23 protein-coding genes and 1 tRNA gene are annotated in these 25,977 nt (G+C 43.2%); 10 read left to right on the forward strand and 14 right to left on the reverse strand.

The window, feature by feature from the left end:
• Window positions 1-173: 173 nt before the first annotated feature.
• Window positions 174-656, reverse strand: a complete 483-nt coding sequence (locus tag ACI4L0_RS03090; protein WP_439798703.1) for a YkgJ family cysteine cluster protein — start codon at window positions 654-656, stop codon at window positions 174-176.
• 165 nt (window positions 657-821) lie between these two features.
• Between ACI4L0_RS03090 and ACI4L0_RS03095 the strand changes: the two genes are divergently transcribed.
• Window positions 822-1,151 carry an RNA recognition motif domain-containing protein gene (locus tag ACI4L0_RS03095; protein WP_439798704.1) on the forward strand — a complete coding sequence of 110 codons (330 nt, stop codon included), beginning with the start codon at window positions 822-824 and terminating at the stop codon, window positions 1,149-1,151.
• A 6-nt stretch (window positions 1,152-1,157) separates the two neighbouring features.
• Window positions 1,158-2,054 carry a M28 family peptidase gene (locus ACI4L0_RS03100; protein WP_439798705.1) on the forward strand — a complete coding sequence of 299 codons (897 nt, stop codon included), beginning with the start codon at window positions 1,158-1,160 and terminating at the stop codon, window positions 2,052-2,054.
• A gap of 12 nt (window positions 2,055-2,066) precedes the next feature.
• Here the strand turns inward: ACI4L0_RS03100 and ACI4L0_RS03105 are convergent, their stop codons facing one another.
• Window positions 2,067-2,951, reverse strand: a complete 885-nt coding sequence (locus ACI4L0_RS03105; protein ID WP_439798706.1) for a DMT family transporter — start codon at window positions 2,949-2,951, stop codon at window positions 2,067-2,069.
• 151 nt (window positions 2,952-3,102) lie between these two features.
• On the opposite strand from ACI4L0_RS03105, the gene ACI4L0_RS03110 reads away from it, so the two are divergent.
• Complete coding sequence (locus tag ACI4L0_RS03110) at window positions 3,103-4,023, forward strand: RluA family pseudouridine synthase (RefSeq protein WP_439798707.1); 921 nt, start codon at window positions 3,103-3,105, stop codon at window positions 4,021-4,023.
• Here ACI4L0_RS03110 and rsgA read toward each other — a convergent pair.
• On the reverse strand, window positions 4,020-4,976 hold the full coding sequence (rsgA, locus tag ACI4L0_RS03115) for a ribosome small subunit-dependent GTPase A (RefSeq protein ID WP_439798708.1): 957 nt from the start codon (window positions 4,974-4,976) through the stop codon (window positions 4,020-4,022). The two genes, ACI4L0_RS03110 and rsgA, sit on opposite strands and share 4 nt — an antisense overlap.
• Before the next feature lie 193 nt (window positions 4,977-5,169).
• Between rsgA and ACI4L0_RS03120 the strand changes: the two genes are divergently transcribed.
• A tRNA-Lys gene (locus tag ACI4L0_RS03120) sits at window positions 5,170-5,242 on the forward strand.
• Window positions 5,243-5,325: 83 nt separating this feature from the next.
• On the opposite strand, the gene ACI4L0_RS03125 is transcribed toward ACI4L0_RS03120, so the two are convergent.
• Both ACI4L0_RS03125 and fusA read right to left on the reverse strand, forming a co-directional pair.
• Window positions 5,326-6,975: a B12-binding domain-containing radical SAM protein gene (locus ACI4L0_RS03125; protein ID WP_439798709.1), complete on the reverse strand. Its 1,650-nt coding sequence runs from the start codon at window positions 6,973-6,975 to the stop codon at window positions 5,326-5,328.
• Window positions 6,976-6,991: 16 nt separating this feature from the next.
• Window positions 6,992-9,025, reverse strand: coding sequence for an elongation factor G (gene fusA / locus ACI4L0_RS03130; protein ID WP_439798710.1), 2,034 nt, complete (start codon window positions 9,023-9,025; stop codon window positions 6,992-6,994).
• 314 nt (window positions 9,026-9,339) lie between these two features.
• Here fusA and ACI4L0_RS03135 point away from each other — a divergent pair, with 314 nt between their 5' ends.
• The 3 genes from ACI4L0_RS03135 (at window position 9,340) to ACI4L0_RS03145 (ending at window position 13,254) form a co-directional block, all read left to right on the forward strand.
• Window positions 9,340-10,365, forward strand: a complete 1,026-nt coding sequence (locus ACI4L0_RS03135) for a response regulator (protein ID WP_439798711.1) — start codon at window positions 9,340-9,342, stop codon at window positions 10,363-10,365.
• 64 nt (window positions 10,366-10,429) lie between these two features.
• Window positions 10,430-12,418, forward strand: a complete 1,989-nt coding sequence (locus ACI4L0_RS03140) for an NAD(+) synthase (protein WP_439798712.1) — start codon at window positions 10,430-10,432, stop codon at window positions 12,416-12,418.
• Window positions 12,412-13,254: a 23S rRNA (adenine(2030)-N(6))-methyltransferase RlmJ gene (locus ACI4L0_RS03145; RefSeq protein ID WP_439798713.1), complete on the forward strand. Its 843-nt coding sequence runs from the start codon at window positions 12,412-12,414 to the stop codon at window positions 13,252-13,254. The genes ACI4L0_RS03140 and ACI4L0_RS03145 overlap by 7 nt, the downstream gene beginning before the upstream one ends.
• Here the strand turns inward: ACI4L0_RS03145 and ACI4L0_RS03150 are convergent.
• The 9 genes from ACI4L0_RS03150 to recA all read right to left on the reverse strand — a co-directional run bounded on the left by ACI4L0_RS03150 (window position 13,242) and on the right by recA (window position 22,923).
• A complete protein-coding gene (locus ACI4L0_RS03150) occupies window positions 13,242-14,048 on the reverse strand; it encodes a hypothetical protein (RefSeq protein WP_439798714.1) in 807 nt (268 codons plus the stop codon). The genes ACI4L0_RS03145 and ACI4L0_RS03150 overlap by 13 nt on opposite strands.
• Before the next feature lie 135 nt (window positions 14,049-14,183).
• On the reverse strand, window positions 14,184-14,858 hold the full coding sequence (locus tag ACI4L0_RS03155; RefSeq protein WP_439798715.1) for a tetratricopeptide repeat protein: 675 nt from the start codon (window positions 14,856-14,858) through the stop codon (window positions 14,184-14,186).
• Window positions 14,859-14,971: 113 nt separating this feature from the next.
• The gene (locus ACI4L0_RS03160; RefSeq protein ID WP_439798716.1) at window positions 14,972-16,516 is read right to left on the reverse strand and encodes a sigma-54-dependent Fis family transcriptional regulator; all 1,545 of its coding nucleotides are present in this window, start codon (window positions 16,514-16,516) and stop codon (window positions 14,972-14,974) included.
• A gap of 12 nt (window positions 16,517-16,528) precedes the next feature.
• On the reverse strand, window positions 16,529-18,874 hold the full coding sequence (gene rpsA, locus ACI4L0_RS03165) for a 30S ribosomal protein S1 (protein WP_439798717.1): 2,346 nt from the start codon (window positions 18,872-18,874) through the stop codon (window positions 16,529-16,531).
• 77 nt (window positions 18,875-18,951) lie between these two features.
• Window positions 18,952-19,656: a pseudouridine synthase gene (locus ACI4L0_RS03170; RefSeq protein WP_439798718.1), complete on the reverse strand. Its 705-nt coding sequence runs from the start codon at window positions 19,654-19,656 to the stop codon at window positions 18,952-18,954.
• 22 nt (window positions 19,657-19,678) lie between these two features.
• Window positions 19,679-20,341, reverse strand: a complete 663-nt coding sequence (gene scpB / locus ACI4L0_RS03175) for an SMC-Scp complex subunit ScpB (RefSeq protein ID WP_439798719.1) — start codon at window positions 20,339-20,341, stop codon at window positions 19,679-19,681.
• Window positions 20,317-21,072 (reverse strand): segregation and condensation protein A, encoded by a 756-nt coding sequence (locus ACI4L0_RS03180; protein ID WP_439798720.1) that lies wholly within the window; start codon window positions 21,070-21,072, stop codon window positions 20,317-20,319. The genes scpB and ACI4L0_RS03180 overlap by 25 nt, the downstream gene beginning before the upstream one ends.
• Before the next feature lie 59 nt (window positions 21,073-21,131).
• Window positions 21,132-21,641: a 2-amino-4-hydroxy-6-hydroxymethyldihydropteridine diphosphokinase gene (gene folK, locus ACI4L0_RS03185; RefSeq protein ID WP_439798721.1), complete on the reverse strand. Its 510-nt coding sequence runs from the start codon at window positions 21,639-21,641 to the stop codon at window positions 21,132-21,134.
• Between the two features lie 4 nt (window positions 21,642-21,645).
• Entirely contained in the window at window positions 21,646-22,923 is a 1,278-nt protein-coding gene (gene recA, locus ACI4L0_RS03190; protein ID WP_439798722.1) for a recombinase RecA, read from the reverse strand.
• Between the two features lie 489 nt (window positions 22,924-23,412).
• Here recA and ACI4L0_RS03195 point away from each other — a divergent pair, with 489 nt between their 5' ends.
• The 3 genes from ACI4L0_RS03195 (at window position 23,413) to ACI4L0_RS03205 (ending at window position 25,825) form a co-directional block, all read left to right on the forward strand.
• Window positions 23,413-23,586, forward strand: a complete 174-nt coding sequence (locus ACI4L0_RS03195; RefSeq protein ID WP_439798723.1) for an indolepyruvate ferredoxin oxidoreductase subunit alpha — start codon at window positions 23,413-23,415, stop codon at window positions 23,584-23,586.
• Window positions 23,587-23,748: 162 nt separating this feature from the next.
• The gene (locus ACI4L0_RS03200; RefSeq protein ID WP_439798724.1) at window positions 23,749-24,762 is read left to right on the forward strand and encodes a M23 family metallopeptidase; all 1,014 of its coding nucleotides are present in this window, start codon (window positions 23,749-23,751) and stop codon (window positions 24,760-24,762) included.
• Between the two features lie 58 nt (window positions 24,763-24,820).
• Window positions 24,821-25,825 carry a hypothetical protein gene (locus ACI4L0_RS03205; RefSeq protein ID WP_439798725.1) on the forward strand — a complete coding sequence of 335 codons (1,005 nt, stop codon included), beginning with the start codon at window positions 24,821-24,823 and terminating at the stop codon, window positions 25,823-25,825.
• The last annotated feature ends 152 nt before the right edge of the window (window positions 25,826-25,977 follow it).

Consider the following 25,977-nt stretch of genomic DNA (forward strand, 5'->3'; position numbering starts at 1 on the left):
GCTCAAGGTCTTTTTCAGAAACAGACTCGCCTACAAGCGCTTTTACAATCTCAAAATTCTTCACACAAATATTTTAGTCCAGAATACATTCAGGTGCAAGACGGACAAATGAATTTCCAAAAACGACAAGAAATTCCGAAAATAAACTCAATTCCGGGCATGAAAACTTCCCATTAATCCAGGGCATTTTCCAGCCTGATAATTTCCTCTGTCTGTTCACGGGTAAGAGGCTCATTGGCGGAATAAGATTTTTCGTTTTCCAGAATTTCATCAAGAGTCCACAGCCGGCCCTTGTTCATTCCGGGACAGTCCCCTGCACATTCGTCCCATGTGTTCCTGTCGCTCAGCATCCATGTCCAAAAAGGATAGGTTGAACATTGCAGAGGCCGGGCACTGTACGCAGAACAGCCGTTATTCCATAAAATGCAGTCATGGTTTTTCCGCTCCAAAAGCGCAAGAACCTGTGTTCCGTAATAATAATCAGCCCAACGGCAGTATTCCCTGACAAATGCACCCTTGGAAATTTTGAAAAAAGCGCAAAGCCTGTCAAGATCACCGCGCGAAAGATAAACAAAGCCCGGAGAATGTCCGCAGCAGAACGAACAACGCTGGCATGTAAAACGCAGGCCGTCTTTATAAAATCTCTTGTCTTCCATAAAAGAAGTATATCATGCTGAAAAAAAGAACGCCACAAAAACTAAACTGAACAACCTGAAACCGCCCTGTTTCCAGAGTTACCCTTGACAGCAGTTTTTTTCCATAGTATTTTTATATTGCACGATTCCTTGCAAGAGCTTTGTGAATCTGCAAGGAATTTTTTTATGGCAAAAAAACTTTATGTCGGAAACCTGAGCTATACAACAAATCAGGAAACTTTGTCTTCGCTCTTTTCAGCGTACGGAGCTGTTGTTTCAGCAACGATAATAATTGACCGCGACACAAGCCAGTCCAAGGGATTCGGTTTTGTTGAAATGGAAGACGATGCAGATACAGAGAAGGCCATCAGGGAGCTTGCAGGCAAAGAAGTTGACGGCCGCAAAATCCGTGTAAATTATGCGGAAGAAAAAAAGCCTCGCCCGCGCAATGATTTTCCAAGAGACGGCGGAAGAAGATTCGGCTCGGGTGAACGGCGCAGAAACGGAGAATACTAGAACAGCATGGGATTTCTTCCAGATGAGTTTTCAGAATATCTAGCTCTAGACTGCAACCGGTCGGATTTTATACAGACCTGGCTAAAAGCTCATGGCGTGGAGTCCAACCAGATTGTCATAGATGAAAAAAAAAATATTCTGGTGCAGTTCGGATCCTCAAGCTATAATCCACAGTTTAAAATAAAAACAGTTATTGCCCATCACGACAGGGTTGCCAACAGTCCCGGAGCAAACGACAACAGCGCGGCTGACTGGCAGCTTATGAACTGGGCGGTGTGGCTAAAAAATTATCCTTCATTTCATAACGTGCGGATTTTCTTTACAGACGGCGAAGAGCTTGGCTGGACAGTATCAAATCAGGGCGCGTTTGGAATTGCAAAAACTTTTCAGCGGCTTGGAATAACAAACGATGATGTGTATGTCTTTGATGCCTGCGGCCGCGGAGAAATTCCGATTCTTTCAAAAAGCGGCCTGAGTTCTCTTGCATCTCCAAAATTCAAGGCGCAGTTTTCTGATTTGTACAAGCGCACAGAAAACATTCTAAGAATTGCAACAGACGGCAGATGGATGTCTCTTCCTGTTCCGTACAGCGACAACGCTTCATTTATTGCCTGCGGAATTCCTGCGGTTGCAATTACACTTTTGCCGGCAGACGAAGCATCCCTTTATGCAAGAAAAATCAACAGCGACAAACACCTCGAAGATGCCGTGATGAACCGGGAATCCTCAAAGCAGAAGCGGCTTTCTGAAAATATTCCTGATTTTTCATACAAGGAGCATTTGCCCTATACATGGAGATTGTTCCACACAAAGGACGACAACATCGATTCCCTTACGCCCGCAAGCTTTAAAGTCATGGCTTCAATTCTGAAGCTTCTTGCAGAATCAAAAACGCCATGCTGATTTCCGCCGGTGTTATTTTTCCAGCTTACGGCAATTATAGGCAAAAACAAAAAACGCAGTTCCGATAATGATAATATAACCTGCAATGCTAAAAGCATCTGGAATCTGCCCTAAAAAAATAAATCCAAGAATTCCTGCAAAAAGCACATTGGAATAATCATAGACTGAAATTTTCGCTGCGGGCGCATTGAAATATGCATTCGTCATTCCAAACTGTCCGCATGCAGCTCCAATTCCGGCTCCAAGCAGAATCATGACCTGCGAAAATGACATCGGAGTATAGCAGAAAAAAACAAACGGAAGCGCAATCAAAATTGAAAAAAGCGAAAAAAAAGCAATTATAAAATCCGCGCACACATTGTACAGGTGAAGCTTTCTTACAAAGCAGGAAGCCAGTCCCGCGCCCATGCCGCCGACAAACGCAAAGATTGCCGGGAACACTTTTTCAAAATCAAAGCTGGGCTTTATCACAAACAGCGAGCCAGAAAAAACAATCAGCAGCGACACAATGGAAACAGTTCCGGGCTTTTCCTTCAAAACAAAAATGCTTGCGGCAACTGCAAAAAACGGAGACATTTTATTCAGCATCGCAGCATCAGAAATATTCATGTGCCCGAGCGCATAGAAATTTCCGAAAATTCCCAGGGAGCCGACCGCCGACCTCAAAATCAAAAATTTCCATGCATCACGGGGAACAGCAAGAACAGACCTGTCATTTTTTGCCTTTGCGCACAGAGTTGAAAAAGCTATAAAAAAAGCTATCATATTTCTGAAAAGAGTTTTTTGGACAAACGGAATCTCCCCTGCCAGACGAACACAAAGCCCCATGACGGCAAATCCAAAAGCGGAAAACAAAATCCAGCAGATTCCAAGCCTTAAATTTTCTTGCTGTTTCATACCGGAAGTATAGAACCTTGCGATTTTTTTGTAAATTGAAAAATTCATGCGCTTCAGAAATAAAAGCCAAATTGAATTTACAAAACAAAAAAATCACAGAAAAAACTTTTTAGAGGTTCACTTTATTTGGAATGAAGTCTATTATAAACCCATGACTGAAAAAAAATGGACAGCAACCCGGCAGCAAACTATAAACGAATTCCTCCGTCAAAAAATTCCAGAAATTTTTGAAGGTGAAATTTCAAACAGCAAAATCCGCCGCCTAATTATGTGCGGAGCTGTCTATGTAAATTCAGCGCAGTGCAGAATTCCTTCATTCAAGATACGCCCGGGAACTGAAGTGCGGATTATTGAAGACCGCGAAAAATTCTTTTTTGAAAAACAGCCGCAGGACATTGACTTTGTGCTTACAGAAAAAGAAGTTGTCTTTGAAGACGAATTTCTGATTGCAATAAACAAGCCGCCTTTTCTTCCAACGGAGCAGACAATAACAGGAAAAAGAAAAAATGCCCATGACTGCGTGGTGGAATATCTATGGCGCAAAAATCCATCGCTCAGAAATCCGCCCTATGCAGGAATCATGCACAGGCTCGACAGGGAAACAAGCGGAATATTAATGTTTACAAAAACAAGAAGCATCAACAAGGACATAGCCGAAATGTTTGCAGAGCGGAAAATAAAAAAAATCTACAGGGCTGTCTGCACAGGAAAAATTCCGGAAAAAAAAGAATTCACTGTGGAAAATTTTATAGGACGAATTTCACCAAAAAGCGCGGCCTGCAAAATGGGAATAAAACCGGAATCGGCCGGCGGTCAGTTCGCCAAAACAGACTTTAAGCTGGTCGCAGAAAAAAACGGATTCATGCAAATTGACTGCCGTCTGCACACAGGCCGGACTCATCAGATACGGGTTCATCTTTCAGGTGTGAATCTTCCAATTACAGGCGACAGTCTTTACGGCGGAATAAAAGCGGACAGAATAAAACTTCATGCCCGCCGGCTGGAATTCATTCATCCAGTTTCAAAAGAAAAAATCATTATTGACTCAGAAATCCCCGGGGATTTTTTCTAGTCGCCCCAGACTCCAGTTTTAAGTTCGTCAAAGGTCTTTTTCCAGCTTTCATACCGTGCCGGCGAAATTTTTCCTTCCTCAACAGCCTTGCAGATTGCGCAGCCTTTTTCTTTTATATGGGAGCAGCTCATTCCAAAAGCGCACTTTCCTATAAACGGAAAAAACTCACGGTAATACAGAGCAAGGTTGTCCGCAGAAATTCCGTGCAGCAAAAATGTTTTTACGCCAGGTGTGTCAATTATATCAGCAACCGCATCTTTTCTTCCGCCGACAAGAGCTTCGTTCAGCTGAAGATGAATCAAAGTGCCCTTTGTTGTTGTATGAGTTCCCTTGCCGTATTTTTTGGAAAGGCTTCCTGTTTTCAGCACAACATTGTTATCAAGAACATTTATGATAGAACTTTTTCCAACACCGCTTTTTCCAACAAAGGCGCAGGTTTTATTTTCAATAAAATTTGCAAGCTCCTCAATGCCTTCTCGTGTTTTTGCGCTGGAACGGATTATTTTATATCCAATATCCTCCCACACTGAAAGCCGCTCTTTGAATTCATCCGACTGGGGAAGCTCATATTTGTTGCAGACAATCACAGGGGTTATTTTCTGAAATTCAGCCTGTGCAAGGGCACGGTCTATAAAGCGAGGTTTAAACGGAGGCTCATCCGGAGTCGTAACGATTAAAAGATAATCCAAGTTTGAAGCCAGAACCTGAGGCTGCCGTTTTTTTACATTCCAGCGCACAAATTCATTTTTGCGGGGAATAAGATGAACAATAAGCCCCTTTTCTTCTTCCAGCGAATCATCGTCAAGAACAACCCTGTCTCCCGGAGCAAGAGGATTATAATATCCTTTTCCATCCTTGAGAATTTTCCCCTTTAGAGAACATTCCCGAACATAGCCGTCATCACATTCAACCTGAAATACATTTTTACTTCCGTCTAAAACAAGGCCATCCATATAATAATAAAAGTAAAAAAGAAAAAAAGAACTATGTCAAGTAGTAAAAACAGAATCAAAAGCCTCAGTTCAGCCGCCGGAAATCCAGCCTTCCGCACGAATAAAAAAAACATCAAATTTCTATAAAATTCCAAAAATGCTCTTGACCATTTTTTTTTTAGAGTATATGATTTAACCACATTGAAAAATGGATGGGCTACTAGCTCAGTAGGTAGAGCAACGCCCTTTTAAGGCGTGGGTCTCGTGTTCGAATCACGAGTAGCTCAGTAAAGGCACTTGTTTTCAAGTGTCTTTTTTTTATTCCCAAAACAAAAAATCAGTTTTCCAAACATTTCCCGAAATTTTACAGTTAACTTACAACCCGCCAGTCCGCGCCGTTTTTCCCTCCGAAAATCTGTGTTTTGTTTTTAAATTTTCCGCAGTTTTCGTGCAAGAATCTAACAGGGTATCCGCTCATCAAGTCATCAGGATGATAGCAGAGGCTCACGCACGATTTTCTTCCCTCAGCGGTAAAAAGGCTCAGCGCATTGTTCAGGACAATTATATCCCGCGCAACAGGAAACATTTTTTCAACGCGATGTTTTTTATATTGCACGGAAACAAATTCAAGCTGAAGCTCCTGAAGACGGCTGAATGTAATCTCAGAAGAATTTTCACCGCCCATAAAGCCTGAAAATTCCTCAAGAAAAACTGAAGGCCTGATCCGCAGCGGCTCTAAAACCATATTGAACCACGGAACAGCGCGCCCCTTATTGTAAAAGACATCCGCGGCATAAGAAAACCGCCTTGCCTTTTCAATATCCATGCAGGAAAATCCACGTGTCTTTATAACATTGTATGGAGGAACATTCTGCCACTCAAGACCAAGTGAGCCGGCCTTGTCGCAAAGGTCTGTTCCCGGCAGAACACTCAGGCAAAAAATCTCAATGTTGTTGGGATAGAGGGAAAGCGCAAAATCAACACTCTGCCTGAACCCTTCCGGGGTATCTTCAGGAAGACCGTAAATAAGGTCGAATCCAAACACCACGCCTTCCTGGTTCAGAATTCCTATGTTTTTGGCGAACAGTTTTTTATTGAAACTTCGATTGACGGAATCAAGAACATTTTTATGCACGCTCTGCAAACCAAACTGAAGGCTGCACTGAATGGATGCAAAGGCACGCGCAAGTTCCCTGTCAATAAATTCCGCCCGCGCTTCAAAGCTGAAAAAAGTGCCGGGTGCCTTTCGTTTTATAAGGCGGATAATATCCAGAGCGCGTTTTTTGTCCGCGTTGTAAGTCGGATCCAATACAAAAACCTGGGGAACTTTTTTTGCGGCAAAAAATTCAAGTTCATGCTCAATCCTTTCCACCGGAAAATAGCGGACTTTTTTTTCACCCTTGCTTTCATAGCAGTACGAACATCTGAATGGACAGCCGCGCGCAAGCTCCCAAAGCGCTCCGGAGTACAAAGAAGGATCAAGCGTTCCGTCAAGCCACGGAGAAGCAAGATTCTGCAAAGACGGAGCTGAACTCCGGCATACGGCATCTGTTTCTTTCCCGGGACGATAGACACCCTGAATTTCAATATCCGCCATGTCAGGATTTCCGCGCATAAGACAGCTTAAAAGCTGCGGAACACTTTCCTCGCCTTCCCCGGAAACAGTCCAGTCAGCATTTTTAAATGAAAGCGGAGAAGCCGTGATTTCAGGGCCGCCGGCAATCAGGTGGATTTCAGGAAAACTCCGCTTGATTTTTGTGGCAAGAGCTTCCATCCGGCCGCGGTTCCACACAAAGACACTAAGGCAAACCGCAAGCACATTTTCAGCGCAGGATATGATTTCATCCTCTATTTCAGCGGAAGCAGAATCTTCCAGAGAAAAAGCCGCAAGACGAACTTCAAGCGCGCTTTTTGTGAGAGGACTGTTTTTTACAGCTGAAGCTATGCAGGCCGCGCCAAGAGGGACAGCCTGCGGAGATGTTTCTGCAAGGGCAGTAACGCAGTAAACAATCTTGCGCAACTTCTTACCCGAAGACTTAGGCTTTTACCTGAAAATGGCTGAACTCCATTCCAAAGCTTGCCCTTCCCTGTGTAACAGAACGTAAATTTGTAGAAAAACCGAACATCTTTGCCATAGGCGCTTTTGCATGAATCACATTGCCGCCGGATTTTTCGTCCATGCTTACAATCATTCCGCCGCGCTGTGTAATCTGACTCATGGCATCTCCCACAAATTCAGAAGGACATTCTATGTCAACCTGCATTACAGGCTCAAGCATTTTTGGGTCGGCAGAATTGCAGGCGCAGTCAAACGCTTCCGCAGCGGCAGCTTCAAAAGCAAAAGTTGTGGCGGTAAGCTCATCATATTTTATATCAGTTACAGAAACTGCAATGTCTGTGCAGGGATAGCCCATACGAATTCCGGAAGCAAAACAGCCTTCAATGCTCTGCTTTACGGCATCAAGAATTTCCTGCGGAACAGAAGCAGAGCGGACATTGCACTCGTATGAATTTCCGGCTCCAGTTTCCCTCGGCTCCACATGAATTGAAAGCCCGGCGGCATTTTCCTTTCCTGCAAGAATTTTGCTGAACTCCTCAGTATAATCAGCGGCACAGCCAACAGATTCCCTGTATGTAACCTGCGGCGCGCCCACTCTGCACTGAACTTTAAAGTCATCGCGTATTCTAGTAACAAGAACATCAAGGTGCAGCTCACCCATTCCAGAAATAACAAGCTGACCTGTTTCCTCATCATCGCGGAAAGTAAACGTAGGATCTTCACGGCTAAGAATTTCAAGAGTTTCCTGAAGCTTAGCGCGGTCTCCCATAGTTTCAGGCTCGATTGCGATTGAAATGACAGGCTCCGGAAATTTTACGCTTTCAAGAAGAACCGGCATTCCTTCGCTTCCAAGAGTATCTCCTGTCTGCGCGAATTTCAGCCCGACAAAAACAGCAATGTCGCCCGCGCTGACACTATCCATCTGCTCCATTCTATTTGCATTTACACGGAGAATTCTATTAACACGCTCTCTTTTTTTCTTGCCGGTATTGTAAACCTGCATTCCTGTGGAAATTTTTCCTGAATACATTCTCACAAAGCACAGAATTCCAGCCTCGCGGTCATACTGAATTTTAAACACAAGACCGGCCGGCATTTTTGCATCAGGATCACATTTTACAGGAATTTTTTCCTCTTCATTTTTTCTTATATGAATTCCCTCGGCAGGCGGAACTTCATCCGGCGCTGGAAGATATGCAATAACCGCATCAATGAGCGGCTGAACTCCCTGATTGTGGCGGCTGGATCCGCATATAAACGGAACAAGCGTCCTGTTTATGGTTGCCTTTCTTAAAGCCGCCTGAAGCATATCAACAGAAATTTCCTTGCCTTCTATGTAAAGCTCAGTAAGCTCCTCATCGTTTGAAGCGACCGCATCAACAAGCTTTTCGCGCCACTCTTCAGCGGAAGCCTTGTAAGCATCGCTGATTTCAGATTCAGTGAAACGCTCTCCCTCAGACTCCGCATCCCAGCGGATTTCCTTCATCCGGAGAAGATCTATAACGCCTTCAAAATCCTGACCGCTGCCAATAGGAATTTCAAGAGCAACAGGCTCGCACCCGAATTTTTTACGAACATCCTCCATGGCTCCAAAAAAATCCGCGCCCACCCTGTCCATCTTATTTACAAAGCAAATTCTCGGCACGTGAAATTCATCAGCCTGCTTCCACACTGTTTCTGTCTGAGGCTGAACCCATCCGACTGCGCATATAACAGCAACTGCGCCGTCCAGAACACGGAGAGAACGCTCAACTTCCGCAGTAAAATCCACATGGCCTGGAGTGTCAATAATATTTATCTTGCAGCCTTTCCATTCTGTTGTGATTGCCGCTGATGCAATTGTGATTCCCCTTTCCTGCTCCTGCTTCATAAAATCCATAGTAGCAGCGCCGTCATCAATTTCACCAATTTTATGAATTTTTCCAGAATAATAAAGAATACGTTCTGTTGTAGTTGTCTTTCCAGCATCGATATGAGCCATGATGCCGATGTTTCTCATTTTTTCAAGCATATAAAATTCCAAACAAAATAGGGAAACCTCAAAAAACTGAAATTTTTCAAGATAACTCTAAAAATAATTCAGTATTTTAAAAAAATCCATTACAGATGTCAAGGCAGAAAATTTCAGTCTGAAAATCAGTTTTAACTTCAAAAAAACAGGAAAGCTAGAAAAATGCTTTACTAAAAAATATACTATGATATAATTATGAGGCGGTTCGCTGAATTTTTCAGTATCCGCATCAAATTTTTCCAGGTTCCTTCAGGCGCGCATAAAGCCGAGGTTCCAATAAATAAAAGTTTTCTATTAATTGGAGTTAATACAGGATGACAACACTTTTAATAGTTGACGACTCTGAAATTGACAGAGCAGTTTTAAAGAACATACTATCAGGCTTTTACAATGTAATAGAGGCTGCCAATGGATATGCGGCGCTGGATATTTTGAACAATCCGGCCATGAAAATTGACGGACTTATTCTTGACATAAACATGCCGAAGCTAAGCGGCTTTGAGGTTCTAAGCCTGATTGATAAATCCAGACATTCGGGCATGGTCATTATCCTGATTTCTTCCGAAGCAAAAAAAGACAACATAATCAGGGCGGTGAATTTTGGAGCCACCGGATTCTTTAAAAAGCCCTATGACAGCGAGCAGATACTTTCCAAGCTGAAATCTGTTTTCGCAAAAAAAGAGCTTGCATCGTCAATTCTCCGCGGAAATGTCTCGGACAATGAGCTAAGGGCAACAATTCAATATGCCGACAAGCTGCGCCGGGTCTATCTCACCTATCTGAAAAGTGAAAAGAAAACCGATGAGCTTTATATACATGTAAGCGAAATTGTTCACATCATGCTAGAGAATTATTTTGCAACAAAGGCACCAAGGGAACTTACACCGGAGGGAATTGAAATAATCAGCCGCGCGGCATATTTTTATGATATAGGAAGAATGATTGTAAGCCAGGAGCGGTTCAAGGTTTTTTCCCAGTCGGACATAGACAATATTCCTGAAACACATACAATAGCCGGCGCGGACTTTGTGAGTGTCAACAGTTCTCAGAATGTCGCCTACTTTGTAAAGGTATGCTCAGACATCTGCATGCATCACCATGAGCGTTATGACGGACGCGGAATGCCGCACGGTCTAAAAAGCAGCATAAACAACATATACACGCAGATGTGCTCGATTGCAATCGAATTCTGCATAAACTTTTTTTCATCCGATCAAGTAAGCTCCGCGGAATTCAGTATGGCAATGAATACAATTCTTGAAGACAAGGACGCCTTCCGCCCTGATGTAATAGAGCTGCTGCAAAAAAGCCAGAATGACATTCTTGCCTGCTACACGTAAAAACAATGCCAGATGATGCTGCCAAAAAATTGCATTTTATTCTGATAATTCGTATAATTCCACTATGAATTACGGATTTTTCAGAGTTGCGGCGGCATCTCCTGCGCTTTCTGTAGCAGACTGCGGATTCAATGCCGGTAAGATTATAGAGATTGTAAAAAAAGCAGAGGCTGAAAAGGTACAGCTTCTTGTTTTTCCGGAGCTTTCCATCTGCGGCTATACATGCGCTGATTTATTCGCACAAAAAGCTCTCCTTTGCGCATGCTATGATTCACTTAAAGAAATCTGCCGGGAAACAAAGGAATACGGTGTTCTTTTCTGTGTAGGGCTTCCTGTTGAATACGGAGCCGAGCGGTTCAACTGCGCTGTTTTTATACACCGCGGAAAAATTCTTGCAGCAGTGCCAAAGACATTTATCCCAAACTACTCTGAATTTTACGAAAGCCGCTGGTTTTCTTCTTTTTCCGGAAAAAAAACAGCCTGCATTTCAATTTGCCCCGGCCTTGAATCCATTCCATTTGGAACTGATATCATCATACAGGATTCAAAAAATCCTTCCATAGCAATCGCGGCTGAACTTTGCGAAGACCTATGGGTTCCGCTTTCACCGTCAACAAGGCATGCCCTGAACGGCGCAACAATAATCGCAAATTTAAGCGCAAGCAATGAAGTCGCAGGAAAAGCTGATTACAGACGGATGCTCGTAGCGGGCCACTCCGCAAAAACAGTGAGCGCATATATTTATGCAAACGCAGGCCATGACGAAAGCTCAACCGACATGGTTTTCAGCGGACACAGCATTATCGCGGCAAACGGAACTGTGCAGGCTGAATCAGGGCTTTTTGATTCTCCCGGAAAGCTTCTCATTGCAGACATCGACATAGAAAAAATCACTCAGGACAGACTAAGATCTACAACATTTACAAATTCATTTTTCCCTGAAGATTCCGAATACAAAATCATTTTCGCAGAAAACCTTCAGCCGGACAATTCAGCGGCACTGCAAACGGAAAAACTCTACACAGTAATTGAACCGCAGCCCTTTGTTCCGGCAGACACCATAAAAAGAAAAGACAGATGTTTTTCAATAATCGAAATGCAGTCGGAAGGACTTGCAAAACGCCTCAGGCACATCAAATGCGAAAATGCTGTAATCGGAATCAGCGGAGGGCTGGATTCAACTCTGGCGCTTTTGGTCTGTGCCCGGGCTTTTGACAAATGCGGACTTCCGCGGAAAAACATACTGTCTGTAACAATGCCGGCATTCGGAACAACAGACAGAACTTTCAGCAACGCCTGCAAGCTTGCAGAAGAAACGCAGACAACTCTAAAGCAAATCAGCATCGCCGATTCTGTCATCCAGCACTTCAAAGACATCGGGCATGACATTGAAATCCAGGATGTGACATACGAAAACGGCCAGGCAAGGGAACGAACCCAGGTGCTCATGGATCTTGCAAACAAATGCGGCGGAATTGTCATAGGAACAGGCGACCTGAGCGAGCTTGCCCTTGGATGGTGCACATACAACGGCGACCAGATGAGCATGTACGGCGTAAATTCCAGCATTCCAAAAACACTTGTGCGCCATCTTGTTTCCTGGTTTTCAGAGGAAGCTCTTGAAAAGGGCAGCAAAAATCTTTCAATGGTTTTGAATGATATTCTTGCGACCCCTGTAAGTCCGGAACTTCTTCCTCCGTCAGACGGAAAAATAAGCCAAAAGACAGAAGAAATTGTCGGGCCGTATGAGCTTCATGATTTCTTTCTTTATTATGTCCTGCGGTGGGGATTTTCACCTCGTAAAATTTACTTTCTGGCACAGAAGGCATTTCTTGGAAAACGCAATCCGGAAACAAATGTAGTTTATACAAATGAAATTATCCTCAAGTGGCTCAAGAATTTCTACCGAAGATTTTTCAGCCAGCAGTTCAAGCGAAGCTGCATGCCGGACGGAGCAAAAGTGGGAACGGTAAATCTTTCTCCGAGGGGCGACTGGAGAATGCCGAGCGATGCAAGCGCAGCTATATGGCTCAAGGAAATTGAAGAATGTTAAGCTACCAGCATGAGTACCACGCCGGAAATCTCGCGGATGTTTTTAAGCACACTTGTCTTTGCCTGATTCTGGAATCACTTTGCAAAAAGGAAAAGCCCTTCACCGTAATTGACAGCCATTCAGGAGCAGGAATTTTCAGCCTTGAAGACGAAAGGCTCCTGAAAACAGGAGAAGCCAAAGATGGTATCGAAAAAATCTACAGCTTTTATAAAAAAACATCGCTTGAATTTCCGCATGGAATAAAAGAGTATCTTGAGCTGGAATCAAAATTTCTTGAAAAAAGATTATATGCAGGAAGCCCGGAACTGGAGCGGCACTACATACGCAGGGGCGACTGCCTTCATCTTGTTGAAAAACATCCGGCGGCCATTGAGTCCCTGAGAAAGAATATGGAAAATGCCCATGTCATAATCCACAACGATGACAGCTATGCAGCACTTTCGGCTCTGACACCTCCGCTTGTAAAAAGAGGGCTTGTCCTCTGCGACCCAAGCTACGAAGATGCCGATGACTATAAAAAAGTATGCGCCGCCCTAAAATCTGTAAGAAAAAAATGGAACACCGCAATAATCGCACTATGGTATCCGCTTCTGCTTAGACGTAAAAACGAAACTGCGCAGCTTCTGACAGAACTCGAAGATTTCTGCAAGCTTGGAACAAATCCATGTGAATGTATAAAAGCGGAACTCATTACAAAAAATCCAGAACTGACAAAAAGCGAAAGCGGCTCCCATCTTTACGGAAGCGGAATGTTTGTAATGAATCCTCCATGGAAGCTGGATGAAGAACTGGAAAAAAACAGGAGTTTTATAGAAAAAATCTGTCAGTCGCTGTAATCGTCATACCAGCTTTCATCGATTTTTATAGACCCAAGATGCAGAACCTTGCTGTAAGACGGAGAGTAGTTTGAATCCCTGCCGACAGAAACAGCCCACATATCAACATACCACACGCCGCTTTCACTGCCAGAAGTTGAAAAATTCACATCCTCATCTCCTGAAACAGGAAGCGGATTTGAATTGCTTTTTTTATTAAAATTAAATCCGTAGCTTGAACCGGAGCTTGTAGAGCGCAGAGGAATTCCAATCACAACAAGGCCAGGGGTTTCAGGCTCATAAGAATTCATTGCGGAACTGCCATAGCAAGCAATTCTCGTAAACAGGCTGTTTTCATTTCCTTCATTATAGCTATTAAGTCTGATATACACATAGCGATTCGTGCCAGTCTGAGGAATCAGAGGAGTTTTTGAATAGCTTGAAAAAGAGAGCGTTTTGTAGCCACGGGAATTTATAAGATTTATCGCTGCCGCAGAAACATCACTGCTGGAATTCAAGGAGTCAACAGCATTCTGGACAGAAACCATTGTCGAAAAATTATTATAGATTTTATAGTAAACTTCAGTGCCAAGAAAAGAAAAATCCGATGAATCGTAATCAGCATTATCGCCTTTTTCATTTGTAAGAAAAGAAAAAAAATGCTGGGTTCTATCATCACTGGTATACTTTACAGTATGACCATCCGTTTTCGGAGGCTCAAGATAATAAAAAGTATCAAGGCCGCAGCTGAAAAAAACAAAACTGCATAAAAAAAAAGCGGCGCTGAGTTTATGCTTAAAAAAGAAACCGCTCATACCACTTTCTCCCATAAAAACACGCAAAACCTGCCGGCGGAAAGTTTTAGTCTTCCGTACAAACAAAACAATGCAAGGGCATTTCAAAAAGTACAGTTTTCAAAATGCCCGCAGCAAAGTCAACTTTCAAGGCAATTAGTCTATCTTGCCTTTTGCCTTCAAATCAATAAGACGGCTTTGAGAAAGGTCTGCCCATTCATAGCCGCTGTAATTATCCACAGTTTTCTGGTAAAGTTCAGAAGCCTTCTTGAAATCTCCTGAAGTCTCGGAAACTCTAGCAGCATTAAAAAGAGCATGGGATGCAAGATAAAAATCAGCAGGCTCTGATGCCGCAATATAAAATTTTACAGCCTCTTCAGACTGGGAAAGTTCCTCTGCGCAAACAGCAGCATTGTACATACATTCAGCATAAGTATAAGCCTTGCGGCAAGCATCCGCAGCCTGCTTGTAATATCCCAATGCCTTGGAAAAATCAGATTTTGCAAAAGAAATATCAGCGGCAAGCATATTAGCACGAACACCGGCCACACCCTTTTTTGAAAGATACGGAACCAAAGCCTCTTCTGCCTTTGCCTGTCTGGAAGCAGCTTCCTCTTCCGATATGTCGGCCGACTTTGAAACGTAAGCGAACTCAATCGAATCAATAGAAGAAAGATCCGACTGCTTCACTGAATCCGCAACAGCAAAAACTGCACAAACCGCAATAACAGCGGCAATTAAAAGCACCGCAGTCAGAACAACAATTTTTCTATTGCTGATAATAAATTCCTCTAATTTTACACTTGCAGCCACTTTTGAATTTTTAGACATTTTATACTCCAAATAAACAGCCTCGTGCAAAATCAGGCATCAAGCCTCCGCACGAGTAAACTTATTATATAGAATATAAATAGCTTTGTCAAAACCAAGTTTTCCGGAGTTTCTTATGGCCGGTGAATATTCAATTCAGAAATGAGCTTTGAAACATAAGTCCGCTGAATACCAAGAATTTTTGCGGCAGCAGTCTGATTCCAGTTTGTTTCCCTTAGAATCGCCTCAACATACTGCTTTTTAAACTCTGAAAGCGCATTCTTGAGGCTCCTGTCCCTGCCAAGCGAAAGCTCCTGCGCGCAATTATGAATTTCAGGCGACACAGAAGTTTCAACTTCAACAGGAAGCCTTAAATCATTCAGCTGTATAAACGGAGGATTTCCTATTATGCAGGCGCGCTCTATTGTATTTTCAAGCTCACGAATATTTCCAGGCCACATATAAGAATAGATTGCTTTTTTTGCGGCTTCAGAAAATCCGATGAATTCCTTGTGAATTTCAGCTTTGAATTTATTCAAGAAAAATTCGCACAAATCACCAAGCTCATCCCGGCGTTCTCTCAGCGGCGGAACTGCAATAGGAAGAACATTCAGCCTGAAATACAGGTCAGTTCTAAAAGTTCCCTGCGTTATCATTGCCTCCAGATCGCGGTTTGTGGCGGCAATAATTCTCACGTCAACTGAAATCGTCTCACACGAGCCAACCCGTTCAAATTTTTTCTCCTGAATCACACGGAGAAGTTTTGCCTGCAAGTCAACCGGCAGCTCTCCGATTTCATCAAGAAAAATCGTTCCACCATCGGCAAGCTCAAAACGCCCTTTTCGCGCAGAAACCGCATCCGTAAACGCCCCTTTCACGTGCCCGAAAAATTCAGATTCCAGAAGAGCCGGACTCAAGGATGCGCAGCTGACACGAACAAACGGCTTGTCTTTCCTGCTGCTTAAAAGATGAATTTGCTCCGCAAAAAGTTCCTTGCCGACTCCGCTTTCACCTGTAATAAGAACCGAAGAATTTATAGATGAAGCGCGCTTTATATTTTCGAGAAGCGAAAGAACAACTGGATTTTTTGCGATAAACGGATGATATTCTTTTCCGGCATCAAAGACATTCTGAAGAGCGTTGAGCTGAACCTTGTTTTTTCTATAGCGCAGAGCATTCTGGTATGCAACAGCGGCCTGCTCCCCCAAAAGCTCAAGGATTGCAAGGTCATCGGATGTAAAATCACAGTTATTTTCCTTGTTGATCAGCTCAATTACACCAACGCAGTTTCCCTGAACACTCATCGGAAAAGCTATCATGTTTCTTGTAACATATTTTGTTGTGTTTTGAACAGTAGAATTAAAACGGGGATCTTTATTCACATCATTGATCAGGACAGACTGGCAATTATCTGCCACCCAGCCGGCAATCGATTTTCGTTCTACAAGGATTTTTTTGACTTCAGAATTCTTAGGCCCAAGGCTTATATAAAATTCAAGGGAATTAATTTCAGGCTGCACCAAAAGAAGAGATGCAGCCTCGCATTTTACCATGAACATTGCTGATTCCAAAATAGAAACCAGCAATGTATCAGGATCTGCATAATTTAAATTTATGCGTGTGTTTATTTCAATGAGCGATTTTAGCTTTTCATAAGGCACCAAGCCATCTTCACCCATTGCTTTTTATTTTTACTCTGCGTGACTTTTCAGGCTGTCGCCAATTGTATAAGCTCTGTCATCGTTGCTTGAAGACATATACTGTGAAATTTCAGCGCGATCCTGTGCTCTCTTATATTCCTTTACAGAGAAAGCAACACGCTCTTTTTCCACGTCAATCGAAACAACGTAAACATTCACCTTGTCACCGACAGAGTATTTCTTTACAGCTTCCTCAAATGGAACATCACGGTCATCGCTAAGGTTTGCTTTGTTAACAAGACCTTCAATTCCATTAGGAGCCTTTACAAAAATACCAAAATCGTTGATAGAAGTAACTTCACCCTCAAGAGTTCCGCCAACTTTGTATTCTTCGGCAAATGCCTTCCATGGATTGTCTGAAAGCTGCTTTACTCCAACACGGATTCTATGGTTTTCAGCATCACAGTCCAAGACAATAACATCCAAAGGCTGATCAACTTTTATCTCACTTCCAGGATGCTTGATTTTCTTTGTCCAAGAAAGATCCTCGCCTGCAAGGAAAGCGTCAATTCCATCTTCAAGCTGAACAAAAGCGCCGCTGTTTGCAATCTTTACAACTTTGCCAGAAACTTTTGTTCCAACAGGATATTTGTCAGCAATAGTATCCCACGGATTATCTGTAACCTGCTTAAGACCAAGAGAAACGCGTCCGCCCTGAATATCATAGCCAAGAATCATACATTCAACTTCGTCGCCTTCTTTTACCATATCAGACGGCTTGTTGATTTTCTTTGTCCAGCTGAACTCAGAGATATGGGCAAGACCTTCAATTCCTTCCTCAAGCTCAATAAATGCGCCAAAATCAGGAACCTTAGTAACTTTTCCCTTTACAATATCATTCACATGATACTTTTCCTCAAAATGAACCCAAGGATCTTCTGTAAAGTGCTTGAGTGAAAGGTTGATTCTTTTTCCCTCAGGATCAAGACGGATAACCTTAAGCTCTATTTCCTGTCCTTTCTTTACAAAATCCTTTGGACGTGTAACATGACCCCAGCTCATATCATTGATATGAAGCAGACCGTCAAAGCCACCAAGATCAATGAAAGCGCCGAAACTAGTAAAGGACTTTACAACACCTTTCACAGTATCGCCAATCTTTACAGTCTCAAAAAATTTGTCACGGTTCTCGTTAATCTGCTCTTCCAGATACTTGCGGCGGTTTACCACAACATTGCGCTTGCCATTGCTATAGAGCCGCTCAACATAGAACTTTGATTTTACACCAAGAAGTTTTTCTTCTTTTTCAACTTTCTGAGCATCTGCCTGACTGATTGGAAGGAATGCTGAAATTCCTCCGCCCAGATTAACCATATATCCGCCTTTTGTAACAGAAGCGATAAGTCCATCTATAGCAGTTTTCTGCTCAGATGCAACCTTCAACTCTTCCCAGAGGCGTTTTTCATCAGCCTTTTGTTTTGAAACAACAGGACCATTTTTTCCAAACTGGCTTACAAGATATACTGTAATTACATCTCCCTCTTTTGGAAGATTTCCAGCAAACTCTTCTACAGGAATTTTTCCCTCTGATTTGCAGTTTACGTCGACAAATACAATATCATCTGTAACTTGAACAACAGTAGCCTTTACATTAGCACCGTCTTCAACCGGCTCCATGTTATTAATAGATGCTTCTAATTGTGTGTAAATGTTGTCGGAGCCCTGGGCACCATTCTTTTCCACTTCCTTTTCCATAGCAAACCCTTTTGATTTAATTTTGCTTTCGATTATCGCACAAACGTCATTTATGGTCAAGTCAGAAGTATCTATATAAAAGGCATCGGGAGCTTTTTTCAGCGAGCCTTCAGGCTTGTTCCTGTCCATTTCATCACGCTTAATTATTGACTTTTTGACCTCTTCAAGCGAAAGACCGCTCACTCCCTGCTCAAATCGCCGCTTGGCCTGGACATCAATGCTTGCATCAAGATAAAACTTGAATTCCGCATCAGGGAAAACAACAGTTGTCATGTCCCTTCCCTCGCAGATTATGCTGAGGCTCTTTACAATTTCCCTCATCCGCGAATTCACGAAATGCCGGATTTCAACAAAAGATGAAACCTTTGAAACATTTGCATCAACCTTATCCTGATGAAGCAAATCGTCAACATCCTTTCCATTTAAAATCAGCCTTGCATTCACATAGTCAATACGCTGCTTTTTGGCAAAATCGACCGCAGCCTTTTCATCATCCAGGGACACCCCTGAATCCAGAAGGGCAAGAGTGAGCGCGCGGTAAAAACTTCCGCTATTTAAATATGTAAGATTCAGATCCCTGGCGACTTTTCCAGCCACAGTGCTTTTTCCTGTTCCAGCAGGACCGTCTATAGCAACAACCATAACAACCTCGTGACAATTTTTATAGCCGCCCAAAAACAACTTTCGGGCTTGCCTAATTTTTGAATTTTCTTTTTCCTTTAATTTTTACAAAGCTTCAAAAGAGCCTTGACTTCATCCTGTGTCAAATCCCGGAACTGCCCAAACTGAAGTTCGCCAACACCGATGCAGCCGATTCTTACACGCATCAGGCTTTTTATTCCGATTTCATACTTTTCAAACACACGGCGAATTTCCCGGTTTTTTCCTTCAACAAGAACAATCCTCATCCGGTGGGAATTCAGCTCCCTTGCATCCTTGCAGCGGTAGAAAACATCGTCAATTCTGATTCCATCCATAAAATCATCCGCAAGGAACCTTGGAATCGGAAGGCTGGTATCCACGATATATTCTTTTTCAAGCTCTGCGGAAGGATGGGAAAGCTTTGCAGCAAAATCTCCGTCATTTGTAAAGATAATCAGACCGCTTGAAAACATATCAAGCCGTCCAACATTATAAAGACGCTCGGAATAAGAATCACGCAGCAAATCAGCGGCAACCCGGCGGCCTTTTTCATCGCTTGCAGAGCACACATATCCGGAAGGCTTATTCAACAGAACATACTGTTTTTTTTCCTCAAGGTGAATTTCCTTTCCATCAACGGAAACCCTGTCCGCCTCAGAAACTTTTGTTCCAAGCTCTGTAACAGTGAGTCCGTTCACAGAAACCCTGCCGGCGCAAATAATCGCTTCACTGGCACGGCGGCTTGCAACACCGCATTTGGCCATGTACTGCTGAAGACGCATAAGTTCCCTTTCAGTTGAATTGTTAACGGGCAAGTTCGAACCTCTCACTTTCTTTTTCATCAAGCTGCGGCAAATCGGCAATGCTCTGCAAATGGAAAAACTCCAGGAATTCTTTTGTAGTGCCATACATAACAGGTTTTCCGGGAATATCTTTTTTTCCGACTTCCTTTATGAATTTCCTGTCAAGCAAAACACGCATCATATTGTCCACATTCACATGGCGAATACTTTCAATTTCCGCACGCGTTATAGGCTGACTGTAAGCAATTATCGACAAAGTTTCAATAGCAGCATGGCTCAGCTTGCCTTCATTTTTTTTGCCGTACCGCTCCTTTACGAATTCAAAGCACTCTCTTTTTGGAGTAAGAATCCAGCCGCCGATAATCATGGAAAGCTCTATTCCCGAATCCGCATTTGAATACTTTTCCTTCAGGCGGTCAATACATTCTTCAATAACATCGGGAGCCATCTTGGTTATCTTTGAAAGATTTTCAACAGGCTGCGGCTCGCTTTCCAAAAAAAGAACAGTTTCCAAAAGCGCAGTTTCTGTGTCAAGATTCAAATCCGCGCGGCGACGTTCAAGCTCGCTGTCAGTTTCATCCGCAAAAACGGAATTCTCGGTGTTTTCTGTTTTGGCAGCTGTCTCTTCCGCCTCAGGGATTACGCCGCTTTCTGTTTCCTGCATATTTTTATATCTCCAAACATTTTATTTTGATATATCTCAACCAGATTCAGCTTTACAGCCTCAAGAATTGCCATGAAGGCGCAGATCACGTCAAGCTCATTGCCTTTTCTGGTTATCAGCTCGGTGAACATACATTCGCTTTTTCTTTCCAGCAGCTCATTCATCAAAGCTATCTTTTCATTCGGAGCAATATCCTCGCCCATGTTCAAAAGCCGCTCGTCAGGATTTACATTTGTCAGGTTTCTGAAAATTTTCTGCATATCCTGAAGCAAAGCCCAGGTATCCATCTTTTTCCACTGGGATTCATCTTCATCGAACGGAAGAGTTCTCTCGATTTTTTTACGCTCAAAGCTCCACTCGCTCTGCTCTTCCTGCTCTTCCATAAGAACAGAAAGCTTTTTGAAACGCTGATATTCGATAAGCTGCTCAACAAGCTCTTCCCGCGGATCTTCCATGCTTTCATCGTCATCGCAGCGGACTTCCAGAGGCAGAAGCATCCGGCTCTTTATGCACGCAAGTTTTGCAGCCCAGAGATAAAATTCGCTCAAGTCCTGCAAGTCAAGCTCCACCGCATAATCAAGATAATCCTGAAACTGCTCTGTGATTTCAGCTATAGGAATATCATAAATATTTATTTTGTTTTCACGAATAAGGCTCCATAAAAGATCCAAGGGACCTTCAAATGTTCCCGCCATAAATTTTCTATGGCCGACAGTCCGTTCCTGTTCCATTTTGCGCTCCAGTGCAAGATTAGGGAAGCCTGGAAAATTTCAGTTTTTCAGGACAACCCTTAGTAAAACGGACAATATTTCTCCACACGCTGATTTTCCAGAAGCTCCAGCTTTTTTCCGTAGAATTCTATGTCCGCCTTATTAACATCGGCATTTTTTTCTAAAACTTCAAGAAAAGGAACAAGAACAAAGGCTCTTTCAAGCAGACGCTCATGGGGAACCACAAGGCTCTGTGTGTTTATGCGCCGATGCCCAAAAAGTTCTATGTCAATATCAAGCGAACGCGGGCCGTTTCGGATTTCAGAAATTCTATTGCGCCCAAACTCCTGCTCCACGGAATGAATTTTTTCCAGAAGAAGCTCGGGTGTGCCGGAAAATTCCCCAACCGCAACCATGTTGTAAAAATCATCCTGATCCAAAACATACATGGCGGCTGTTCTATAAATAGAAGAAAATTCCATTTTGCATACAAACTCTGAAATCCGGGCACAGGCTCTCTTTAAAAGCTCATCTGGTGCCATTCCTGAAAAGCCTTTATTAGAGCCAAGCCCCAAAACAACGCGTTCCATAGAACTAAAACAGCTCATCAGGAACAGGCTTGTCCTCAGAAGCAGCCTTTGCAAGACTTGCCGCCTTTGACTTCAGGGATTTTGCAGTCTTGGCTTCAGCAGCGGCAGGCTCGGGAAGTTTTTCACCGGAATTTTCCTGATTTGCGCTGTCATTCTGCAGGAAGCCGGTTCCGACGCCTTTTTCGCGCATTTCCTTTTCATACTGAAGAATCTTTTCCTTGGTAACAACCTCGCCTTCCTTTGTGCGCAGAATCTGACCGGGGAAAATTTTTTCGCGCAGGGTGTTTTCAAGCTCCATTCTGTATGCAGGATTGTTTTCGATATAGGCAACTGCATTTTCCTTTCCCTGGCCCACCTTTTCATCTCCGCGTGTATACCAGGCACCGCGCTTGTCTATAAGCCCGTGCTTAACAGCCGAATCCAGAATAGAAGCCGAAGCTGAAACGCCCTTTCCAAAGTAAATATCGAGCTCCACTTTTCTGAAAGGCGGAGCAACCTTGTTCTTTACAATCTTCACGCGCACACGGTTTCCCACAGCATCCTCGTCGCCTTTCCCGTCAATCGATTCAATTCTGCGGATTTCAAGGCGGACTGACGAATAGAATTTCAGCGCGTTTCCACCTGTCGTGGTTTCAGGGTTGCCGAACATAACGCCTATTTTCATGCGGATCTGGTTGATAAAAACAACAATGCACTTGCTTTTTCCCACAATAGCAGTAAGTTTTCTGAGCGCCTGGCTCATAAGACGAGCCTGAAGCCCCATGACTGAATCGCCCATTTCCCCTTCGATTTCCTTCTGGGGAGTAAGAGCCGCCACAGAGTCAACTACAATTATATCAACAGCGCCGGATCTCACAAGGTTTTCGCAGATCTCAAGGGCCTGCTCTCCAGTATCCGGCTGGCTGACCCAAAGCTCGTCAATGTTCACGCCAAGATTTTTGGCATACACAGGATCAAGCGCATGCTCAGCGTCAATAAAAGCCGCAATTCCCCCGAGCTTCTGAGCCTCGGCAACGGCGTGCAGCGCAAGTGTCGTTTTTCCAGAGCTTTCAGGACCGTACATTTCAATGACACGCCCGCGCGGATAACCGCCGATTCCAAGCGCCTCATCAAGCAAAATCGAGCCGGAAGGAACAACATCGATAGAAGCCGTGTCTGTCTTAGTTCCAAGCTTCATAAGGGAACCGCTTCCGAACTGTTTTTCAATCTGAAGCCTTGCAGCCTCCAAAGCCTTCAGTTTTTCCGACATTTCCACCGGAGCCTTCTCTTCTGTCTTAGCCATTTTTTCTCCCATTAAAAAGTTAAATCTGAAATTTAAGCTTTCGATTTGACATTTTTCAGCACATTCACAATGAAATGCATTCCAGCGCAAATTTCCAGCGAAATGTGCAGTTTATAAAAAGTTCGCAACGCAAACTTTAAGCGGATAAAAGCCGCAGTGCTTCAGGAAATGCAGCCAGCCGCTTCAAATGCAGACCGGCGCTTTCCATGATAACTTTATATACATTTTTTTTCATTTTCTGCATCGAATTTCAAAAAAAAACTGAAATTTCCAAGATTTCCATCAAACGCAAGCTGGAACTTCCGGGAACTTCGGAAAAATATAGCACAAAAAAAAACAGTTTTAAAGTAGCCAAAGAGAAGCAAAAAAAACAAAGCCCGATTTTCAAAAACAAAGTTGATTTTTTATCAAATCTGAAGTATCTTTAAAAAAGGAATGTAAAACCGATTTTCGGAAAACATCCATCACTCACATTAACAGAGGTATTATATGGCTTACAAAATTTCATCATCTGAGTGTATCAACTGCGGTGCCTGCGAAAGCGAATGTCCATCTGAAGCAATCTCAGAAGTAAATGACAAGCGCGAGATAAAGGCCGAAAGCTGCGTGAACTGCGGAAGTTGCGCTTCTGTTTGCCCGGTTGGAGCAATTTCAGAAGCATAACAGTTTTTATCACTATCTTAAAACAATTTTGTTTTGCAGGCGATTTTTGCACTGCAAGGCACAAGTTTTTTTAAGTCGAAACTGTCCGGATTTTTTTTTGCGCAAGTCCGCATATCAAAATGCAGGGCGCGTTCCAAATTTTCCCGGGCAGTTTTTATTTTTATGAAATTCTACTTTTTTATGCGCAATCTTCTTATTCCCGCCCATGACTTAAAAAGCCGTAAAAACAGCCCAGCGGCAAAACAGCATAAAAAAATAAAACATTGCGCCTTTCCAAAAACTGAAATTTTCAGGGTTTCCTTTTTTTTAATTCTTTCCGCATTTTTTTCTGTAGCTACGGTTTTTCCGCAGAATTTTCCTGAAATTCCGGCTCTGGAATCCAGGGATTTTCTTTTTTCACAGTATCAGCAGGAAGTTCAGGAATCTCAGAAGGAACTGTTCAGGGAAAACAGCGCGGAGCCTTCGTTTTATTCATACAAAGCAAAAAAAGGGGATTCTGTGATCACAGTGGCAGCCCGGTGCAGCATCTGGCAGGAAACCCTTTCGACTGTGAATTCCATAGACACCAGCAGCGAGCCTCTTGAAGGAAAAACCATAATCCTTCCGACAGCCAATGGACTTTTTATTCCAGAAAACCCGAATTCATCGATCGAGATTCTGCTTTCGAACGAGCACAGCGAAAAAATTTCCCTGGGAAATTCAGCAGCCTATAAAATAAACGGCCGGTTATTTTTCTTTATTCCGGGAGCCAGATTCAGTCCAGCTGAGCGGGCCTACTTTTTAAATCCGGGAATGTCGATGCCGCTTGAAAAAAGCATTCTCACTTCCTCCTACGGAAAACGGAAAAGCCCCATAACCGGAAAATGGCAATTCCACAGGGGAATAGACCTTGCGGCCCCGGAAGGAACGCCCGTGTTTGCCTGCAAATCAGGAACAGTAAAAAAAATCGAGCGGGGAAACAGAATCTACGGAAACCTCATTGTCCTTTCCCATGCAGGCGGTCTGGAAAGCTACTACGCGCACCTTTCCGCAATTCTTACAGAAGAAGGCTCGGCTGTTGCAACGGGGCAAAAAATAGGCGAAGTCGGCTCAACAGGTCTTGCGACAGGCCCCCATCTGCACTTTGAAATAAAGCAAAACGGTTCCGCCCAAAATCCGGAAAAATTCCTAAAATAACTTTCATATACTTTGTCAGACACTAGAAATCCGCGGAATTTGAGATTATAATATTGCTATGGGATTTTGCAGCCTGTTCTCAAAAAACAAAAAACATTTCTTTTTTCTTTTTTCAGCTCTCATTGCGGCTTTTCTGGCAGAAGCTGAGCCGTTCCGTGTGCGAAAGACAAAGTTTTTAAGCATAGATTCCCTTTTTGAAAAAAAATCCGTGGAAGCCGGGGTGAACGACGCTGTTGTGATAAAGCTTCCTGCTGACAAAACTTTTATAGAAGGAATTGAAATTTCAGTCAAAGTTCCAAAACCCGTTGCCGAATGGAGAGATTCTGTAGCATGGTCGCTCTACTCTGAAATTTCTCCTGCCCCGGAGACAGAAACCATTGACTACAACGGAACCAGGCTAGAAGTCGGCACATTCACGGAGAGCCTGAGCTTCAACATAAAAATTCCGACAAAAAAAAATCATTCTATAAAAAGCGACGTATATTCGTATACAGTGCAGACAATTCCTCTGAACGACGGCGACTTTATCTTCTTCAGGCTTCAGCTTGCAATGAAAGGCTCAAGCGACTCTGTTTCAAAATCGAAATTCACGGTGAGCGCATATCCGATTCTTTCAAACGAAGGGGCTTTGTCACTGTCAGTGAAACAGCCTGAAAAAGAAGCAAAGGATTTCACGGTGTTTGTTGACGGAAAACAGTCCGAGCTTGGAAAATCCGATGTTATTCTCAGCGCAGGCAGACACAATGTGAGCATTGTAAGCGATTTTTACAGAAATGAAGTGCGCGCAGTGACAGTTGAGCAGGCAAAGACAACAAGAATGGACGTTGCTCTCCGAGACATCAAGCCGATTGTAAGGCTGATTGCTCCTGAGGGAACTAAAATTCAGTTCGATAAAATGGAATTCACAGCTCCGGCAGAACAGTTTTACACAACCGCCGGCGACCATGTTGTAAAATTCATGGTGGGCGACTACGAAATAACAAAAACCGTTTCAGCAGTGGACGGCAGAAGCTACAACATTTCCGTAAACATTGATGCTTCCATAGAAGAAAGCGACGAATAGAACACTTTTCTTTTTTCAAAAAATAATTCAAGAAAAATAATGTCCTCACCGATATATAAATTACCAGGCATTCAATTTATCCCCTCCCACCCATTGGAGCCTGGTTGCCTATCAGGCATGGCCGGTGTAAAAGCCGGTCTTTTTTTTTCGCC

It is taken from the genome of Treponema sp. (assembly GCF_051883275.1).
In the GTDB taxonomy this organism is placed as follows: Bacteria; Spirochaetota; Spirochaetia; order Treponematales; family Treponemataceae; genus Treponema_D.

Bases quoted from the DNA above. Each gene is read 5' to 3' on its own strand.
- ACI4L0_RS03100 (WP_439798705.1), top strand. From the start codon at position 1,158: ATGGGATTTCTTCCAGATGAGTTTTCAGAATATCTAGCTCTAGACTGC.
- fusA (WP_439798710.1), bottom strand. From the start codon at position 9,025: ATGCTTGAAAAAATGAGAAACATCGGCATCATGGCTCATATCGATGCT.
- ACI4L0_RS03140 (WP_439798712.1), top strand. From the start codon at position 10,430: ATGAATTACGGATTTTTCAGAGTTGCGGCGGCATCTCCTGCGCTTTCT.
- ACI4L0_RS03135 (WP_439798711.1), top strand. From the start codon at position 9,340: ATGACAACACTTTTAATAGTTGACGACTCTGAAATTGACAGAGCAGTT.
- ACI4L0_RS03205 (WP_439798725.1), top strand. From the start codon at position 24,821: ATGGGATTTTGCAGCCTGTTCTCAAAAAACAAAAAACATTTCTTTTTT.
- ACI4L0_RS03200 (WP_439798724.1), top strand. From the start codon at position 23,749: ATGAAATTCTACTTTTTTATGCGCAATCTTCTTATTCCCGCCCATGAC.
- ACI4L0_RS03195 (WP_439798723.1), top strand. From the start codon at position 23,413: ATGGCTTACAAAATTTCATCATCTGAGTGTATCAACTGCGGTGCCTGC.
- ACI4L0_RS03160 (WP_439798716.1), bottom strand. From the start codon at position 16,516: ATGGGTGAAGATGGCTTGGTGCCTTATGAAAAGCTAAAATCGCTCATT.
- ACI4L0_RS03180 (WP_439798720.1), bottom strand. From the start codon at position 21,072: ATGGAACAGGAACGGACTGTCGGCCATAGAAAATTTATGGCGGGAACA.
- ACI4L0_RS03155 (WP_439798715.1), bottom strand. From the start codon at position 14,858: ATGTCTAAAAATTCAAAAGTGGCTGCAAGTGTAAAATTAGAGGAATTT.
- recA (WP_439798722.1), bottom strand. From the start codon at position 22,923: ATGGCTAAGACAGAAGAGAAGGCTCCGGTGGAAATGTCGGAAAAACTG.
- ACI4L0_RS03095 (WP_439798704.1), top strand. From the start codon at position 822: ATGGCAAAAAAACTTTATGTCGGAAACCTGAGCTATACAACAAATCAG.
- ACI4L0_RS03170 (WP_439798718.1), bottom strand. From the start codon at position 19,656: ATGCGTCTTCAGCAGTACATGGCCAAATGCGGTGTTGCAAGCCGCCGT.
- ACI4L0_RS03110 (WP_439798707.1), top strand. From the start codon at position 3,103: ATGACTGAAAAAAAATGGACAGCAACCCGGCAGCAAACTATAAACGAA.
- ACI4L0_RS03090 (WP_439798703.1), bottom strand. From the start codon at position 656: ATGGAAGACAAGAGATTTTATAAAGACGGCCTGCGTTTTACATGCCAG.
- folK (WP_439798721.1), bottom strand. From the start codon at position 21,641: ATGGAACGCGTTGTTTTGGGGCTTGGCTCTAATAAAGGCTTTTCAGGA.
- rsgA (WP_439798708.1), bottom strand. From the start codon at position 4,976: ATGGATGGCCTTGTTTTAGACGGAAGTAAAAATGTATTTCAGGTTGAA.
- ACI4L0_RS03150 (WP_439798714.1), bottom strand. From the start codon at position 14,048: ATGAGCGGTTTCTTTTTTAAGCATAAACTCAGCGCCGCTTTTTTTTTA.
- ACI4L0_RS03105 (WP_439798706.1), bottom strand. From the start codon at position 2,951: ATGAAACAGCAAGAAAATTTAAGGCTTGGAATCTGCTGGATTTTGTTT.
- rpsA (WP_439798717.1), bottom strand. From the start codon at position 18,874: ATGGTTGTTGCTATAGACGGTCCTGCTGGAACAGGAAAAAGCACTGTG.
- ACI4L0_RS03145 (WP_439798713.1), top strand. From the start codon at position 12,412: ATGTTAAGCTACCAGCATGAGTACCACGCCGGAAATCTCGCGGATGTT.
- scpB (WP_439798719.1), bottom strand. From the start codon at position 20,341: ATGCAGGAAACAGAAAGCGGCGTAATCCCTGAGGCGGAAGAGACAGCT.